Origin of the sequence: Acinetobacter sp. A1 (assembly GCF_012371315.1) — a bacterium.
Taxonomy (GTDB): Bacteria; Pseudomonadota; Gammaproteobacteria; order Pseudomonadales; family Moraxellaceae; genus Acinetobacter.
Genome location: NZ_JAAZQY010000009.1, coordinates 20,474 through 37,263, shown reverse-complemented (window position 1 = coordinate 37,263; position 16,790 = coordinate 20,474). Strand labels below are relative to the sequence as shown.

At 41.9% G+C, this 16,790-nt stretch carries 15 protein-coding genes; 7 read left to right on the top strand and 8 right to left on the bottom strand.

What is annotated here, in order from left to right:
* Window positions 1-79: 79 nt before the first annotated feature.
* Entirely contained in the window at window positions 80-1,216 is a 1,137-nt protein-coding gene (locus HHA41_RS05165) for an NADH:flavin oxidoreductase/NADH oxidase (RefSeq protein WP_168460817.1), read from the bottom strand.
* 287 nt (window positions 1,217-1,503) lie between these two features.
* Between HHA41_RS05165 and mutM the strand changes: the two genes are divergently transcribed.
* Both mutM and HHA41_RS05155 read left to right on the top strand, forming a co-directional pair.
* Window positions 1,504-2,364 (top strand): bifunctional DNA-formamidopyrimidine glycosylase/DNA-(apurinic or apyrimidinic site) lyase, encoded by an 861-nt coding sequence (mutM, locus tag HHA41_RS05160; RefSeq protein WP_168418117.1) that lies wholly within the window; start codon window positions 1,504-1,506, stop codon window positions 2,362-2,364.
* On the top strand, window positions 2,361-2,639 hold the full coding sequence (locus tag HHA41_RS05155; protein WP_168418116.1) for a peptidylprolyl isomerase: 279 nt from the start codon (window positions 2,361-2,363) through the stop codon (window positions 2,637-2,639). The genes mutM and HHA41_RS05155 overlap by 4 nt, the downstream gene beginning before the upstream one ends.
* 144 nt (window positions 2,640-2,783) lie before the next feature.
* Here the strand turns inward: HHA41_RS05155 and mscL are convergent, their stop codons facing one another.
* Together mscL and typA are read right to left on the bottom strand one after the other, a co-directional pair.
* Window positions 2,784-3,215: a large conductance mechanosensitive channel protein MscL gene (gene mscL / locus HHA41_RS05150; protein WP_131260726.1), complete on the bottom strand. Its 432-nt coding sequence runs from the start codon at window positions 3,213-3,215 to the stop codon at window positions 2,784-2,786.
* A gap of 187 nt (window positions 3,216-3,402) precedes the next feature.
* Window positions 3,403-5,238: a translational GTPase TypA gene (gene typA / locus HHA41_RS05145; protein WP_168418115.1), complete on the bottom strand. Its 1,836-nt coding sequence runs from the start codon at window positions 5,236-5,238 to the stop codon at window positions 3,403-3,405.
* Between the two features lie 173 nt (window positions 5,239-5,411).
* Between typA and HHA41_RS05140 the strand changes: the two genes are divergently transcribed.
* The 3 genes from HHA41_RS05140 to HHA41_RS05130 all read left to right on the top strand — a co-directional run bounded on the left by HHA41_RS05140 (window position 5,412) and on the right by HHA41_RS05130 (window position 9,345).
* Window positions 5,412-6,782, top strand: coding sequence for a uracil-xanthine permease family protein (locus tag HHA41_RS05140; protein WP_168418114.1), 1,371 nt, complete (start codon window positions 5,412-5,414; stop codon window positions 6,780-6,782).
* Window positions 6,783-6,847: 65 nt separating this feature from the next.
* Window positions 6,848-7,882, top strand: coding sequence for a methyltransferase (locus tag HHA41_RS05135; protein WP_168460815.1), 1,035 nt, complete (start codon window positions 6,848-6,850; stop codon window positions 7,880-7,882).
* Window positions 7,882-9,345 (top strand): amino acid permease, encoded by a 1,464-nt coding sequence (locus HHA41_RS05130; protein WP_168460866.1) that lies wholly within the window; start codon window positions 7,882-7,884, stop codon window positions 9,343-9,345. The genes HHA41_RS05135 and HHA41_RS05130 overlap by 1 nt, the downstream gene beginning before the upstream one ends.
* A gap of 450 nt (window positions 9,346-9,795) precedes the next feature.
* Here the strand turns inward: HHA41_RS05130 and omp38 are convergent, their stop codons facing one another.
* Complete coding sequence (gene omp38 / locus HHA41_RS05125; protein WP_168460814.1) at window positions 9,796-10,842, bottom strand: outer membrane protein Omp38; 1,047 nt, start codon at window positions 10,840-10,842, stop codon at window positions 9,796-9,798.
* Window positions 10,843-11,217: 375 nt separating this feature from the next.
* Between omp38 and HHA41_RS05120 the strand changes: the two genes are divergently transcribed.
* Together HHA41_RS05120 and HHA41_RS05115 are read left to right on the top strand one after the other, a co-directional pair.
* The gene (locus HHA41_RS05120; RefSeq protein ID WP_168460812.1) at window positions 11,218-11,736 is read left to right on the top strand and encodes a GspH/FimT family pseudopilin; all 519 of its coding nucleotides are present in this window, start codon (window positions 11,218-11,220) and stop codon (window positions 11,734-11,736) included.
* A gap of 127 nt (window positions 11,737-11,863) precedes the next feature.
* Window positions 11,864-13,039: a thiolase family protein gene (locus tag HHA41_RS05115; RefSeq protein ID WP_168418109.1), complete on the top strand. Its 1,176-nt coding sequence runs from the start codon at window positions 11,864-11,866 to the stop codon at window positions 13,037-13,039.
* Between the two features lie 154 nt (window positions 13,040-13,193).
* Here HHA41_RS05115 and HHA41_RS05110 read toward each other — a convergent pair whose 3' ends face one another.
* Genes HHA41_RS05110 through HHA41_RS05095 form a run of 4 tightly spaced genes read right to left on the bottom strand, consistent with a single transcriptional unit; the run spans window position 13,194 to window position 16,768 of the window.
* Window positions 13,194-13,763 (bottom strand): YggT family protein, encoded by a 570-nt coding sequence (locus tag HHA41_RS05110; protein WP_104852451.1) that lies wholly within the window; start codon window positions 13,761-13,763, stop codon window positions 13,194-13,196.
* A gap of 41 nt (window positions 13,764-13,804) precedes the next feature.
* Complete coding sequence (proC, locus tag HHA41_RS05105; protein WP_168418108.1) at window positions 13,805-14,632, bottom strand: pyrroline-5-carboxylate reductase; 828 nt, start codon at window positions 14,630-14,632, stop codon at window positions 13,805-13,807.
* A 31-nt stretch (window positions 14,633-14,663) separates the two neighbouring features.
* Complete coding sequence (gene tilS / locus HHA41_RS05100; protein WP_168460810.1) at window positions 14,664-16,010, bottom strand: tRNA lysidine(34) synthetase TilS; 1,347 nt, start codon at window positions 16,008-16,010, stop codon at window positions 14,664-14,666.
* Window positions 15,947-16,768 carry an acetyl-CoA carboxylase carboxyltransferase subunit alpha gene (locus tag HHA41_RS05095; RefSeq protein WP_168418106.1) on the bottom strand — a complete coding sequence of 274 codons (822 nt, stop codon included), beginning with the start codon at window positions 16,766-16,768 and terminating at the stop codon, window positions 15,947-15,949. The genes tilS and HHA41_RS05095 overlap by 64 nt, the downstream gene beginning before the upstream one ends.
* Window positions 16,769-16,790 lie beyond the last annotated feature (22 nt).

Here is a 16,790-nt window from a genome sequence, read left to right as displayed (position 1 = left end):
ACTGATTCACCTTACACCGAATTCTCCAATAAAGCACGGCAAAATAGTTTAAGTTTCACCTATTTTAAGTGATCCAATCTTAGGTTTCTGCATCACCCTCTGTTGGCTTAAACGGCTGAAATAAACAACGGAATCCGTGTGGCTGACAGCGTAAATATTGTGGTGCAATCTCAACTTGCTCGCCCAATTCAGCAGCTGCATGCCAAGGCCAGCGCGGGTCATATAAAATTGCACGTGCAATAGCAATGGCATCGGCCTGTTCATATTGCAAAATACCTTCTGCCTGCATAGCTTCTGTGATTAAACCCACTGCAATCACAGGTATTTTTACCGCCTGTTTAATCGCATGTGCAAAGGGTGTTTGATAGCCTGCGTGTAAATCAATCTGCTGTTCAGGGTGTAAACCACCACTCGATACATGAATATACGCAGCACCTAAATGCTCAAGCGCTTTGGCTAAACCAATGGATGACTCCAGATTCCAACCACCAGCATCATCCATCCAGTCTGTTGCAGAAATTCGCACTCCAATTGGATAACCTTGTGGAACTGCATTTTTAATGGCTTGGAATACTTCTAAGGTTAGGCGAATCCGATGCTCCAGACTACCGCCATATTCATCTTGACGTTGATTGGACAATGGCGACATAAATTGATGTAGCAAGTAACCATGTGCAGCATGAATTTCAATTAAGTCAAAGCCTGCATCCACCGCACGTACAGCAGCACTGGCAAAGTCTGCAATAATCTGCTGAATTTCATCTTGGCTTAATGCATGGGGTGCATGTTCATGTGCCTGAAATGGCAACTCACTGGCCGATACCGTCTGCCAGCCATGCTCTTCATTCGGTGCAAACTGCCCTTTGCCCCGCCAAGGTTTATCAGTCGATGCTTTACGCCCTGCATGCGCCAGTTGTATCGCAAATGGCATTGGAGACAGACTTTTAATTTTATGCAAGAGCGCTTTGAGCTGCGCACGCTGCATATCATTCCATAAACCTAAGTCGGCATAACTAATGCGCCCTTCAGCCTGCACTGCGGTAGCTTCGACGATACACATGCCTGCCCCAGACAGCGCATAATTTGCCCATTGTTGTTCGTGCCAGTAACTTAATTCTCCCTGTTCATTGGCAGAGTATTGACACATCGGAGCAATCAGAATTTTATTGGCAAGTTGCAGTGAGCCAAATTGAATCGGCTGAAAAAGTAATGTCACGCTGCATGCCCTCATACTGTGCGATTCACCAAAAGTGAATCATGAAATAAAGAAGTAAAAACTCGGAATCTGCCATCTTTTCAAGATGGTTTTTCCCTATAGTAGATGTTCAAAAATGATTTATTTATAACGTGTTGTATGGTTTTTGCAAAGCATGCTTTAGCTTTTCACAGAATAATTTTGCGGTGGCAAGCTATGGCTTGTATTCTATAGGTTATCCCCAATATTAAGCGCATTACTTTATGCCCTTGCCTGCTTAATTTCCACAAGTGGATTGAATTTGTACCATGCCTGAATTGCCCGAAGTTGAAACCACCAAAACCAGTTTATTGCCGCTGCTGGATCAAAAAGTCCTGAATGTAGAAGTACGTCAAGCCAGCTTACGTTGGCCCATTCCAGAAAACCTGCATAAACTCACAGGACAAAAACTTCTGCAATTGACCCGCAGATCCAAATACATTCTGGCGCAATTTGAGCAAGACAGCATGTTATGGCATTTAGGCATGTCAGGTAGTTTTCGTCTTTGCGATGCCCATGAAGATTTACGCAAACATGACCATCTGATTATTCAGTTTGAAGATATGCAATTGCGTTACCACGACCCACGTCGTTTTGGCTGTATTTTATGGCTAGATGAAAGCTCACAACATAAATTGATTGATCCTCTTGGCCCTGAGCCACTGAGTGATGCGTTTAATACTGACTATCTTTTTCACAAGTTAAAAAATAAGAACGTTGGCATTAAAGTTGCAATTATGGATAACCACGTCGTGGTAGGTGTGGGTAATATTTATGCCACGGAAAGCCTATTTAACTTAGGTATTCATCCTGCACAACCTGCGTCATCTCTGAGTTTGGCGCAAATTGAAAAACTGGTGATTGAAATTAAACGTATTTTAAAACAGGCGATTGATTTAGGTGGTTCGACCTTACGTGATTACAGCAATGCCATGGGTGAAAATGGTTACTTTCAGCAGACTTTACTGGCCTATGGCCGCGCAGGTGAAATGTGTGTGAATTGCGAAACCACATTAGAAAACCTGAAACTAGGGCAACGTGCATCTGTGTTTTGCCCTGAATGCCAGCCATTGAAAAAAGTACCGACCACGACTAAACATGCCGCAACTAAACGAGGTAAAAAAGCATGAAAACTGCAATTGTGCGTCATATCTTAGTCAAAGATAAAGAAACCTGTGAACAACTGAAAAAGCGGATTCAATCGGGTGCTGATTTTGCCAAAATTGCCAAACAGTTTTCGACCTGCCCTTCGGGCAAAAAAGGCGGTGAATTGGGTGAGGTTAAAAAAGGACAACTCGTGCCCGTGATTGATAAATTAGTCTTTACTGCAGCAGAACGGGTATTGCATGGCCCTGTGAAAAGTCAGTTTGGTTTTCATTTGGTAGAAGTAAAGTTTCGGATGTGATTTATAATTTCCAAAGTTCCCTCTTCTTACAAGAGTGGTTTACCCCCCTCACCCTTACGCGGTATTGCCGCTCATCTCCCAAAGGAAGAGAGTAAAAAAACGGCGCATCTTGCACCGTTTTTTTGCTTCATCTAAGGATTAAAATTATTGACGTTTTTTCAATTCATCACGAATTTCACGTAATAATTCAATATCTTCTGGTGTTGCTTCTGGAGCTGGCTCTTCTTCTTGGTTACGGCGCATTTTGTTCATTAACTTCACTAACCAGAACACTACCCATGCCAATAGAATGAAGTTAATCAAAATGGTCATGAAGTTACCATAATGAAAAATATTTAAACCAGCTTCCTGTGCCGCAGTTAAGGTTTGAATATTATTTGGATTATCACCCAAAATCAGGAACTTGTTGGTAAAGTCGACATCACCACCGAGCACCCATGAAATAAGCGGCATGATCACATCTTTAACCAATGAATCAATAATCTTACCAAAAGCACCACCAATGATGACACCAACCGCCAAATCCATCATATTGCCTTTAATGGCAAATTCTTTAAATTCTTGAATAATGCTCATACGACTCTCCAGTATTTTTTAAGCGTTATTTTGTGACGCAGTATACATTATATTATGTTACAAATTGCACGTGTCGTTATAGCATTGTGTAATTTTAAAGTTTGGTCAATATCGAATTTGTGTTTAAACATTTGGTCATAAAAAAACCGCTAAACGAATTTAGCGGTTTTTAGATCACGATATTCTATTATTTATCGCGGTTACGTTTACGTTCGTTTTCAGTCAACCAACGCTTACGAATACGAATTGATTTTGGTGTTACTTCAACTAGCTCGTCGTCTTCAATAAATTCAAGTGCTTGCTCAAGCGTGAATTCAATTGCAGGCACTAGTGTCAACGCATCATCAGTACCAGAAGCACGTACGTTAGTTAACTGCTTCGCTTTAGTTGGGTTAACCACCATGTCGTCTGAACGAGAGTTAATCCCTACAATCATACCTTCGTAAACTTCTAACTGAGGTTTAGCGAATAAACGACCACGATCTTGTAAGCTGAACAATGCATAGCCCAAGCAAGTACCTTGAACCATAGAAATCAACACACCATTTTGACGTTTCGCTACTTGACCTGCTTTCATTGGGCCATAGTGCGAGAAGCTTGAAGTCATGATACCTGTACCTGAAGTCATGGTCATGAATTCAGAACGGAAACCAATTAAGCCACGTGAAGGGACAGTTGCTTCAATACGGATACGGCCTTTACCGTCTACTTCCATATTGGTCATCTCACCTTTACGGTTACCCATTTGTTCCATCACAGCGCCTTGGTGCTGTTCTTCTACGTCAAAAGTCACGTTTTCGTATGGTTCTTGCATTTCGCCATCGATCTCTTTCAAGATCACTTGTGGACGAGATACACCCATCTCGAAGCCTTCACGACGCATGTTTTCAATCAATACTGAAAGGTGAAGTTCACCACGGCCTGATACTTTGAAACGGTCAGGACTGTCAGTATCTTCTACACGAAGTGCAACGTTGTGAATTAATTCGCGGTCTAGACGTTCACGAATGTTACGTGAAGTCACGAATTTACCTTCTTTACCTGCAAACGGTGAGTTATTCACTTGGAATGTCATCGATACTGTTGGTTCGTCTACAGAAAGCGGTGGTAAAGCTTCTACACTTTTCGGATCACAAATCGTGTCAGAAATATGCAGTTCGTCCATACCTGTTACACATACGATGTCGCCTGCAGAAGCAGATTCAACATCAACACGCTCTAAACCATGGTAACCCATGATTTTTAAGATACGACCGTTACGTGTTTTACCTTCTTGGTCAATCACGGTTACAGGTGTATTTAATTTCACTGAACCACGTTGAATACGACCAACACCAATAACACCTACGAAGCTGTTATAGTCAAGTGAAGAGACTTGCATTTGGAATGGACCATCAACATCAACTGCTGGTGGCTCAACAATATCAACAATTGTTTCAAATAACGGTGTCATATCTTCCGCTAATTCGTCTGGTGCAGGACCAGCAACACCACGTAAGCCTGATGCATATACGATTGGGAAGTCTAATTGGTCATCAGTTGCACCCAAGTTATCAAACAAGTCAAATACTTGATCAATTACCCAGTCTGGACGTGCGTTTGGCTTATCTACCTTGTTGATGATCACGATTGGCTTCAAACCACGTGCAAAGGCTTTTTGCGTTACAAAGCGAGTTTGTGGCATTGGGCCTTCTTGAGAGTCTACAAGAAGTAATACGCAGTCAACCATTGACATTACACGTTCAACTTCACCACCGAAGTCGGCGTGTCCCGGGGTGTCGACAATATTGATACGGTATTCAGTATCAGTACGTTTATCTAACCATTTGATTGCTGTGTTTTTTGCAAGAATGGTAATACCACGTTCACTTTCAATAGCGCCTGAATCCATGACACGCTCAATCTCGCCCGCTCGTTCACCGAGTGCACCCGATTGTTGTAAAAGTTTATCCACAAGAGTTGTTTTACCGTGGTCAACGTGCGCAATAATTGCGATGTTGCGGAGAGTTTTAATATCTGACATGTAAATTCAATACGCTATAAATTTGAGGGCAAATTATACAGAAAAATACTAAAGTTTTATAGTGACACTTTATTGACACACACAATTTTTTTTGATGAGTAACACGCTTTTGATTTTGTAAAGCTGTGTAACTCGATTAGAATAGCGCCACTTTTGCAATATCTTTACGACTTATGTCTGATTTTAACCAATCTCCCTCCCCAAAAGACCAACTTGATCTGGTCTATGGTCTGAATGACCGTCCAAAACCACTTATCGCTTTTTTAGCCGCATTCCAGCATTTATTGGCGATTATTGTACCGATTGTTACACCTGGCTTGCTGATTTGCTTGGCTTTGGGTGTTTCAAAAGAAGATACCAACATGATTTTGTCGATGTCTTTGGTCATTTCAGGCATCGCGACCTTTTTACAATGTAAAAAAGTTGGCCCTTTTGGTGCTGGCTTACTCATTGTGCAAGGTACCAGTTTTAACTTTATTGGCCCCATTATTGGGATCGGCTCTGCCATGGTCGCAGCAGGTACACCTGTTGAGTCAGTCATGGCGGCAATTTTTGGTGTCGTGATCGCAGGTTCATTTATTGAAATGGGCGTGTCCCAAATTTTGCCGTGGGTCAAAAAACTGATCACACCACTGGTTACTGGCATTGTGGTGCTGTTAATTGGTCTAACCCTTATTAAAGAAGGCCTCATCAGTATGGGCGGTGGCTATCAAGCCATGAGCAATAATACTTTTGCCAATACTGACAACCTGATTATGTCGTGTACGGTCTTAGCCATCATTATTATTTTGAACCGTATCAATATCACCTGGATTAAAAGCTCTGCTATTTTAATTGCCTTGGTGATTGGTTATGCACTGGCAGGCATGATGGGTCATTTAGACTTTTCAGGCTTGAAAGATGCGCCACTGATACAAGTTCCTACACCTATGCATTTTGGACTAGATTTCTCTTGGAGTCTGTTCATTCCTTTGGCCTTTATTTATTTGGTGACTTCACTGGAAGCAATTGGTGACATCACTGCAACATCCAAACTTTCCAATCAACCTGTAGATGGCCCGCAATGGATGCAGCGTATCAAAGGTGGTGTATTGGTGAATGGTGCCAACTCATTCTTGGCAGGTATTTTCAATACTTTCCCAAGTTCGGTGTTTGCCCAAAACAATGGTGTAATTCAACTGACAGGCGTTGCTAGCCGTTATGTAGGAATTTGGATTGCAGCACTGCTGATTATTTTAGGTCTACTCCCTGCAGTTGCAGGCGTGATTCAGGCAGTACCTCAAGCAGTTCTAGGTGGTGCTGTAATGGTGATGTTTGGTGCTGTCGCAGCTTCAGGTATCAACATTCTTTCAGGGGTACAGCTAGATCGTCGTGCCTTACTGATTATTGCAATTTCTCTTGGCTTAGGCTTAGGTGTTGCACAAGTGCCACAAATTTTGGAACACTTACCTGAATTATTCCGTAATATTTTCAGCTCAGGCGTTGCCACAGGCGGTATTGCAGCACTCATTTTAAATATTGTGCTTCCTGAAACCCAAAAGTAATTGCATGTCCAAAAAACACTGTCTGAGCTGAACTTAGACAGTGTTTTTCTATTGGAGAGAGAACCATGAACCCCCAAAGCGAAGTTTTACTCAGACAATATGACTATTTGTCTGGTCGTGTTCTACTGATCAATGCCCCAACCGATCAACTCATCGCAGAATTGGGTGACTCAATCCAAGCCTCTGTCTGGACATGGAATTTCAACGACTATCAATACTTTCAAAATCAGCAGGCTCAAGTGCATTTTGGTGCAGAGTTTCCTGCTGCCGAGTTTGATCAAGCAGTTATTTTCGTACCCAAATCCAAAGAATTACTGAATTATTTAATTCATAATGTTGCGGCCCAACTCAAAGTGGGCAGTAGCATATTTTTGGTGGGTGAAAAGAAAGGGGGGGTTGAGCGCGCAGCCAAACAGTTACAGCCTTATGGCAAAATGCTCAAGCTTGATAGCGCACGTCATTGCCAACTTTGGCAGCTAATTTTAGAACACAATGTTCAGGCTAAAGCACTGTCTGACTGGGCACAACGCTATAACATCAGCACACCAAAAGGTGACTTACAAATTTGTGCGCTACCAGGCGTATTTAGCCAAAAGCATTTAGATGTCGGTACTGCAGTTCTCTTGCCTTATTTAAGTCAGGTGACGTCTGGAAAAATTGCAGATTTTGGCTGTGGTGCTGGGGTCATCAGTGCTTATTTAGCGACGTTAAATCCTGAAAACCGAATTTTTGCGCTCGATGTCGATGCCTTTGCTTTAGCATCTACACAAATGACGTTTGAACAAAATCAGCTCAATCCTCAACAACTTGAAATTAAAGCGGTGACAGGCATTCAGGATGCCCCGCTGTTTTTACATGCCATTGTCAGCAATCCCCCATTTCACCAAGGTATTCAGACCGATTACGATGCCAGTGAAACCCTATGTAAAACTTCACGTCGTCATTTGAAATCGGGTGGTGAACTTTGGATTGTAGCCAACCGCTTTTTGAATTACCCGCTATTAATTGAACAAAGTTTTGGTCAATGCACAATCAAGGCAGATCAACAAGGCTTTAAAGTACTGTTTGCCAGTACACAAAAAAATACGAAGGATGCATGATGAGCGAAACTCAAAACAATCGACAGTTACAGCGTAAACTCGGTGCACGTCATTTAAACATGATTGCCATTGGTGGCTCGATTGGTACAGGCTTGTTCCTTGCCTCGGGCGCAACCATCGCTAATGCAGGCCCAGGCGGTGCATTACTGGCCTATGCCCTCATAGGGGTGATGATTTATTTCTTGATGACCAGTCTAGGTGAGCTTGCCACCCACAATCCAACCTCTGGGGCTTTCTTCACATACGGCAGCAAATATGTAGAAGGCGGCTTTGGGTTTGCGCTAGGCTGGAACTATTGGTACAACTGGGCCATTACGGTTGCATTTGAATTAGTAGCTGTGCAATTCATTATGAAATTCTGGTTTCCAGATATTCCTGGTTTCTATTGGAGTGCGTTATTTCTAGCGGTTGTATTTGGAATTAATGCATTAACCGTAAAAGGATTTGGTGAATCAGAGTTTTTCTTCTCGCTGGTCAAAGTCCTTGCGATCGTCGCCTTCATCATCATTGGTATATTCATGATTGTAAAAATCATGCTGACTCCAGATGTCACTACTTTCGCCAATTGGAGCAAAGGTGAAGCTCCATTTGTCGGTGGATTATCTGCCCTGATTGGTGTAGCGATGATTGCAGGATTTTCTTTCCAAGGCACCGAAATGGTCGGAGTTGCAGCAGGTGAATCTAAAAATCCAAAAAAGACCATTCCAATTGCAATCAAACAAATTTTCTGGCGAATCTTATTATTTTATATCGTGTGTATTTTCATCATCGGTACACTCATTGCCTACGATGACCCTCGTTTACTCCAAGCAGCAGCGACTGATAATATCTCCCTTTCTCCTTTTACTTTACTGTACGAACAGGCAGGTTTTGCTTTTGCAGCAAGTGTTATGAATGCAGTGATTTTAACGGCTATTTTATCTGCTGGTAACTCAGGCATGTATTCCTCTACCCGTATGCTATTTGATATGGCACGCAAAGGTAGCGCCCCAAAAGCTTTTGCACGACTGGATGCACGTGGCGTACCCATGAATGCACTTTATGCTACTACCGCAATTGCCGCACTGTGCTTTTTAACCACTTTTATTGGTGAAGAACAAGTATTTAACTGGCTACTGAATATGTCAGGTATGTGTGGCTTTATTGTCTGGCTTGGTATTGCTGTATCACATTATCGTTTTCGTAAAGGCTATTTGGCACAAGGCTACCAACTGCATGATTTAGCCTATCGTGCTAAATTCTTTCCATTTGCCCCGTGGTTTGCCTTTATCCTATGCGCGATTGTGGTCTTAGGTCAGAACTACCAAGCGGTGCTTGATGGTGAATGGTTAGCGGTATTATCAACCTATATTGGGATCTTTTTATTTTTAGCGATTTGGTTAGGCTATAAATGGAAACACAAAACCAAGCTCATTGCCTATCAAGATATGGATGTACAACCTATACTTACAGATCGTGATTAAAATAGATCACCATCTGTTTCTTCATGACCATCTGTTTCTTCATGACCATCTGTTTCTTCATGATTGATCAAAACAGCCAACTTCTGGCTGTTTTTTTATGCGGGATATTTAAACCAATACGGTCAAAAATTATTTTAGTTAAGATCTATTATCAAAAAAACAATGATATTCAACAATTAAGCTATTCAATTTTTTCTCTACTCAGTTGATATTCTATTCATCACTTCCTAATTCACTGAGGAATTCTCCTTCACAATCTGAACTTCATTAATCTTTCTATCACGTGATTGAATTTACATCACCCGTTTCTCTCAATACATGGTTAGCATGCTGCATCTTATCTTAAGACAATGTAAATCCAGATGATTTTCCCTTGTGTTTTCAACACACAAACTGAATAGACATAAAAAAAACGACTCCGAAGAGTCGTTTTTTTCAACTTAACTCAAATTATTGAGCTTGTTGTTCAACAGTCACTGTACGGCTGCCAGTGATCGTCGCGAATACACGACGGTTCATAGCACGACCTTCTTTAGTGTTGTTGTCAGCAATCGGTTGATCCCAAGCGAAACCTTGAGTAGACAAGCGAGCTGGATCTACATTGTATTCATTTACAAGTGAAGATTTAACAGAGTTCGCACGAGCTAAAGATAAACGTTCGTTCAATGCACGTGGACCAGTGTTGTCAGTGTGACCTTCGATGCGAGCAGTAGCGTTTGGATATTCAACTAACTTCTCAGCAACTTTAGCGATTTCTGGCTTGTACTGATCTTTGATGTTTGATTTGCTTGTATCAAAGAACACACGAAGTTCCATGTTCAAGTCTTCAGTCAACTCTTGTGGAGCTGGTTGAACTGGAGCAACAGGTTCAACTGGAGCAACTTCTACTACTGGAGCAGCAGGCTTCAAGTGACCGCCTAGAACTACGTTAAGACCAGCTAAAGCTGTATAGTTCCAGAAATCTTCATCAATGTTATAAGTAGCGCGTGCTTCTGTACGAAGAGATAGCGCATCGTTTAGGCGGAAGAAAGCACCTAAACCAGCATTACCTAAAGTACCTTCTTCTTCAAGACCACGATCACCACGTCCATCAGCCGAATCCAATTCATACTTATAGTGACCAGCACCTAAAAGTACGTATGGCTTGATTTTGCTGTCATAGTTTTTAGTGATCAAATCAGAAGTAGCGTAGAAGTTACCATTGATTTGAGTTTGTTTATATTCTGCACCAGGTGTTGTGTATTCTGAATCACCTTTTACTTGGTTGTATTCAACTTCAAAACCTAACCAAGGAGTAAGTTCTACACCTAACGCTGCACCAACAAACAAATCATCTTGAATCTCTTGACCAAGATCAGTCAAGTGTTCAGGACCATTGTTGTGTTTAGTATCTTGCCAAGTGTAACCAAGCATTAATGGGGTAATAGTTACGCCCGCGTTTGCAGCAGCTAAAGGAGCAGCTACGAGCATTGCTAATGCAATACGACTCATTTTCATGGATTTATCCTCCAGAGATAACAATTGTTGTTCAAGCTCAAGCCTAAATTTTCGACTACCCTGAGATAGGCTTTCTTATACCCCAGTATTATTTTTAAGCTAGTCACTTTGAATCATACAAACACTTTTTTAATTTTCCAAGTGCTTGATAATTTTAATCAAGTAAATTATTGACAAAATTACTTACAATTTCCGTTGTAATTCGGTAATTTTCTACTCAATTATTTGGTGCGAATAGCCTATCTTTCTTGCGGTTTATTCTAACACTTTCGCGAGAAGTTGTTTAGTACTTATTATACAACAAATAAAGCGCTATAAAACAACAAATTACTCAGATTAATCATAAAAAAACATAACAATAACAGGTAAAGGCTTATGTCGAATATAAGAAAAAACGGCTTCACGCTGTTTGAATTGATCGTCACCTTAGCAATAAGTGCTATTTTAGTCATGATTACCCTACCCCATTTTCATCAACTGATGGCAGAACAAGAACTCAAACGAATTCAGTATTCATTACAGTCCAGCCTGAAAATAGCACGCTCTCATGCCTTCACCCATCACAGCAATGTAGTGATTTGTCCTACACAAAACTTTGTTCAATGTAGCAAGCAAAACTGGAATACTGGTTTTTTGATCTTTATGGATCGTAATCGAAACCGCCAAATTGACGATAGTGAATACATTCTTTATACAGAAAAAACTACACTTAAATATGGAAGCTTAGATTGGCGTGGCACTTTAAACATACCCAGCGTTACTTTTAATGCACAACAAGGTTTGCCGATCGGCTCAAATGGTAGCTTCTTTTACTGCTCCACTCACCTTACAAGCAAACGCTTAGTACTCAGTAAAATGGGGCAAACCCGAGCAGAAGACATCAATATATGTTAACTCAGCAGTCTAAACGATCTTTACATTGTCACTTTATTCTTATCTTTTTTTGCCTATACTGCAGAAGTGATCTATTCCTGCTTGGAATTCAATTTAGACAAAAGTACATATAAATTGGGAGAATAAAATGACGGATATCGTGATTGTGAATGGCGCTCGTACTGCCATGGGTGGTTTTCAAGGCAGTTTAGCCAATGTGACTGCACCAGAATTAGGTGCGGCAAGTATTCAAGCGGCCATTCAACGTGCGGGGGTACAAGCAACAGAAATCGATGAAGTCATTATGGGCTGCGTCCTGCCTGCGGGTTTAAAGCAAGGCCCTGCCCGTCAGGCGATGCGTCAAGCAGGCTTACCAGATTCTACAGGTGCGGTCACCATTAACAAACTCTGTGGTTCTGGAATGAAAGCTGTCATGCAAGCTGCCGATGCAATCAAAGCAGGTTCTGCCTCAATCATTGTCGCAGGTGGCATGGAGTCAATGAGTAATGCACCTTATGTACTGACCAAAGCACGTGCTGGCTACCGTATGGGACATGGTGATGTGAAAGACCACATGTTCTTAGATGGCCTTGAAGATGCTGAAACAGGTCGTTTGATGGGCTCATTCGCACAAGATATGGCAAATAGCAAAGGTTACACGCGCCAACAAATGGATGACTTTGCGATTCGCTCACTCAAACGTGCACAAACTGCGGTCAATGAAGGCTATTTTGCTGATGAAATCGTCCCTGTGACAGTTACAACACGTAAAGGCGATGTCATTGTAGATAAAGATGAACAACCTTTTAATGCCAATATTGAAAAAATTCCAACACTTCGTCCTGCTTTTGCCAAAGATGGTACGATTACCGCAGCCAATGCCAGTTCAATTTCGGATGGTGCATCGGCACTCGTACTCACTTCTGCTGAACATGCAGCCGCCAAAGGGTTAAAGCCTATGGCAAAAATTGTGGCCTATGCAACCAACTCACAACATCCTTCAGAATTCACCATTGCCCCAATTGGTGCAATTCAGAAAGTATTGGACCGAGCAAGCTGGAATGCGCAAGATGTAGATTTATGGGAAATTAATGAAGCTTTTGCTATGGTCACCATGTGCCCAATGGATGAATTCAAACTAGATCCTGAAAAAGTAAATATCAACGGTGGTGCCTGCGCACTTGGTCACCCTGTAGGTTCGACTGGCTCACGCATCATTCTGACTTTAATTCATGCACTGAAACGTACAGGTGGTAAGCGTGGTGTAGCGGCTTTATGTATTGGCGGCGGCGAAGCAACTGCTGTAGCAATTGAGTTACTATAAATCAGTAACCGATACCCTTTTTGCACTCTTTTAAAATCAAGAAAAATAAATAAAAGTCTCGAGTTTCGAGGCTTTTATTTTCAGATGCTGATCTAAGCATTAAAAAAGGTGAATACATCATTCACCTTTTTGATATCTAATAATCTAGAGATTTTTACAAACCTGTCAGTAGCACAATCGCCACCTGATTCATAATAATTTCAGCAATATATAAAGCTAAAAATGCAATGATTGGTGATAAATCAATCATGCCCATGTTCGGCAATAAACGACGGAATGGTGCTAACAACGGCTCTGCCAACTCTTGAATCACTTCAATATAAGGCCCACGAGACTGGGTAAACATGACCACCCAACTTAAAATAATAGTCGCAAAAATCAGATAGCGACAGAAACGGATTAAATCCTGAATCATGGTCACAAAAGTCAGAATCAACAAGTGAATCGGACTGTTCGGCATAGCCCCATTCAGATACATCACCCCGAAAATTTTAAGTAAATACAACACCACCAACAAAGCTAAGGCAGCTGAATTGACACGACCTTTGGCTACAGTTGGAAATATACGACCAAATACATCTACAATTTTGGTGGCTTTGATGGTTGAAAGCACCACAGGGTTATATGGGCTAACCGCAGCCAACTGCATTAAGAAACGGAAGAAGACGAGCAAAATTGCTACGTTAATGATAATGCCAAAAATTAGCGCAGAATTTGCACCCATACTTAAACTTTCCTAAATTTAAATTCGTTGTTTTTCAATTATTAAATGCTGTCGCTTAACTCTTGTGCCAATTCTTGACTGCGCATTTTTGCAGCAGCCAATGCTGCCTGAATATTTTGTGAAATTTGCGCATGGTCAAATACTTCAATGGCCGCCTGCGTAGTGCCATTGGGTGAAGTCACATTTTTACGTAATTCTGCAGGCGTATTCGAACTGGTAATTGCCATTTGTGCGGCACCCAATGCTGTTTGCAAAGTAAGTGCTGTAGCAACTTTTTCATCTAAGCCTAAGTTTTTACCTGCACGAATCATACTTTCCATCATATAGAAGAAATACGCTGGGCCAGAACCTGATACTGCAGTCACTGCATCAATTTGAGCTTCTGAGTTTACCCAAATCGTTAAACCTGTCGCAGCCAAAACCTGACTGGCCAATTCACGATCTTTGGCATCTACATACTCAGTTGCATATAAACCATGTGCGCCAGTTTGTACCAAAGCAGGGGTATTTGGCATGACACGTACCACACGCTCAGTACCCAATAAATTCGCAATCGTTGAAATTTCTGCACCTGCAACAATCGAGATCACTAATTTATCTGCAAATTGCCCCTGTAATGGACGTAACACCTGTGCCAAAACTTGTGGTTTTACCGCAAAAACCACAATATCAGCTTCTGCAATCGCAGCTAGATTATCGTCAGTCACATGTACATCTTTTTCTTGCAGAAGCTGACGTACTTGCTCTACAGGGTCTGAAACTGTAATACGTGTTGGCGGTAAACCTCTGGCAATCAAACCGCCAATTAAAGCCTGCGCCATGTTGCCACCGCCAATAAAACTAATATTACAATTCAATACTGCACTCATGATCCACGCTCTTCGTTGAGTTCTTTATTCGTTAAGAGACTAAATTCGGTTGCCATCCATCTGCGACACAATAGTCCGACTGTGCAAGCCAAAAGCCTTTGGGGCTAAAGACGCCTAGCATAACATTATCTAGGCTTAATATTTGAATTGTATGACGTGTCCACGGAAAAATTTGTGCTTCCTGAATGGCTTTTTTCAGCGGCCAAGCCCCTACCCGCCCATATAAATGGATTTTTTCGCCCCCCAAACGTGGGCGTAAAGTCAGGGTTTTATTTAATAAACTTGAACATAAACCAACTTTTGCTGGCTGCAATTGATAACAACCCGACCAAAGCTGAAAAGGCTGATCTGCCTGCAACAATAAATCCTGCTCTACCGCTTCAAAATGTTCCTCAGCTAAATACTCTGCTTTAGACAAACGAAATAATTGTTGCTGATAACGCAGATAATAATAATCCTGACAATGTAACGCCGCTTGCGCATCAGCTTTGGCCTGAATCACTTCTCGCTGCAAACGCTCGACCATATCAAAACTTGGACGATATTGCGCTTGTCCTTTCATCCATGCCGATAATAGCTGACGTTGTCGTGGCAAAGACAATTGTTGCAACTGAATCAAATTTAGCTGCGAATTTGTACCACAAGCGGCCAAATCTTGTGCTAAGACTTCAGCCAAAATTTTCTCGGCATCTTGCATCAAGCTTGCGGTTCGTGTGACGGCTTGCTGCATTTTAGGAAAACGCTGCTGTAACACAGGCCACAAGATTTCTCTCGACCAAGCCCGATCATAATGCACATCCTGATTACTGGGGTCTTGTACATAATCTAGCTTTAACGCAGCACACCATTGGCAAATTTGCTCACGAGAAACATCTAGCAATGGTCGCCAAATGGTCAAATCTTCACGAACATCGATGACTTGCATTGCAGCAAGTCCGTGTACACCGGCTCCTGAAAGTAAGCGCAACAACACCGTTTCAGCCTGATCTTGTTGATGATGTGCCAATACTAGAACTTCGTTGGCATCCAAATGCTGCATATATGCCTGATAGCGAGCCAGACGTGCCTGATTTTCCAAATTACCCTCGGCCACACTGACTTTTTGTAGCACACATGGCACATTTAAACTATGACAGGTGGTTTGAACCAATTCGCCCCATGTAGCACTCGGACTTTGCAATTGATGATCAATATAAATCGCCCGTACTTTTTCTGGGCACAAAAACGACAAAAGATGCAGTAGCAACATGGAATCCATGCCGCCACTACATCCAATTAAATATTTTGTCTGTGCAGGAAAAGTCTGTAACTGACTTAAGACGCTAGACCTAAATTGTCGCTGCCAAACTTCATTAAACGTTGGTAACGTTCTTCGCATCGTTGTGTTGCATCCATTGCTTGCAATTCACCCAAAGCTTCTTTTAACACAGCTTTCAGACTTTGCATCACTTGTTCAGGCTGTAAGTGTGCACCTTCACCCTCATCGACCACGTATTCTACAATACCGATCTTTTGTAGTTTTTCTGCAGTCAATGCTAATGCTTCACTGGCTTGTTCGGCTTTTTCTGCAGTTTTCCACAGAATAGACGCACAACCTTCTGGTGAAATAACAGAGTAAATACTGTGTGACAACATCACTACGCGGTCTGCCACACCAATGCCCAAAGCACCACCTGAACCACCTTCGCCTAATACTGTGGCAATCACAGGCACTTTTAAGTTTGACAGTTGCGCTAAGCTGGTTGCAATTGCTTCGGCTTGACCACGTTCTTCTGCACCTACACCTGGGTACGCACCCATTGTATCTACAAAAGTGAACACAGGCAGATTAAAACGCTCTGCCATATCCATGAGGCGTTGTGCTTTACGATAGCCTTCTGGGTTACACATACCAAAGTTGTGCTGTAGTTTTTCACGGGTACTGCGACCACGATGCTGACCTATCACCATGACAGGCTGACCATCAAAGCGTGCCAATCCACCGATCATTGCACCATCATCACCAAATAAACGATCACCATGCAAGGCATCAAATTCAGTGAAAATTTCACCCACATAGTCTAGAAATTGCGGACGTTCAGGATGACGTGCAATTTGCACGGTTTTCCATGCCTTAGATTGAGCAGCTTTTTTCATAAGTCGACTGTTATCCCTAAAT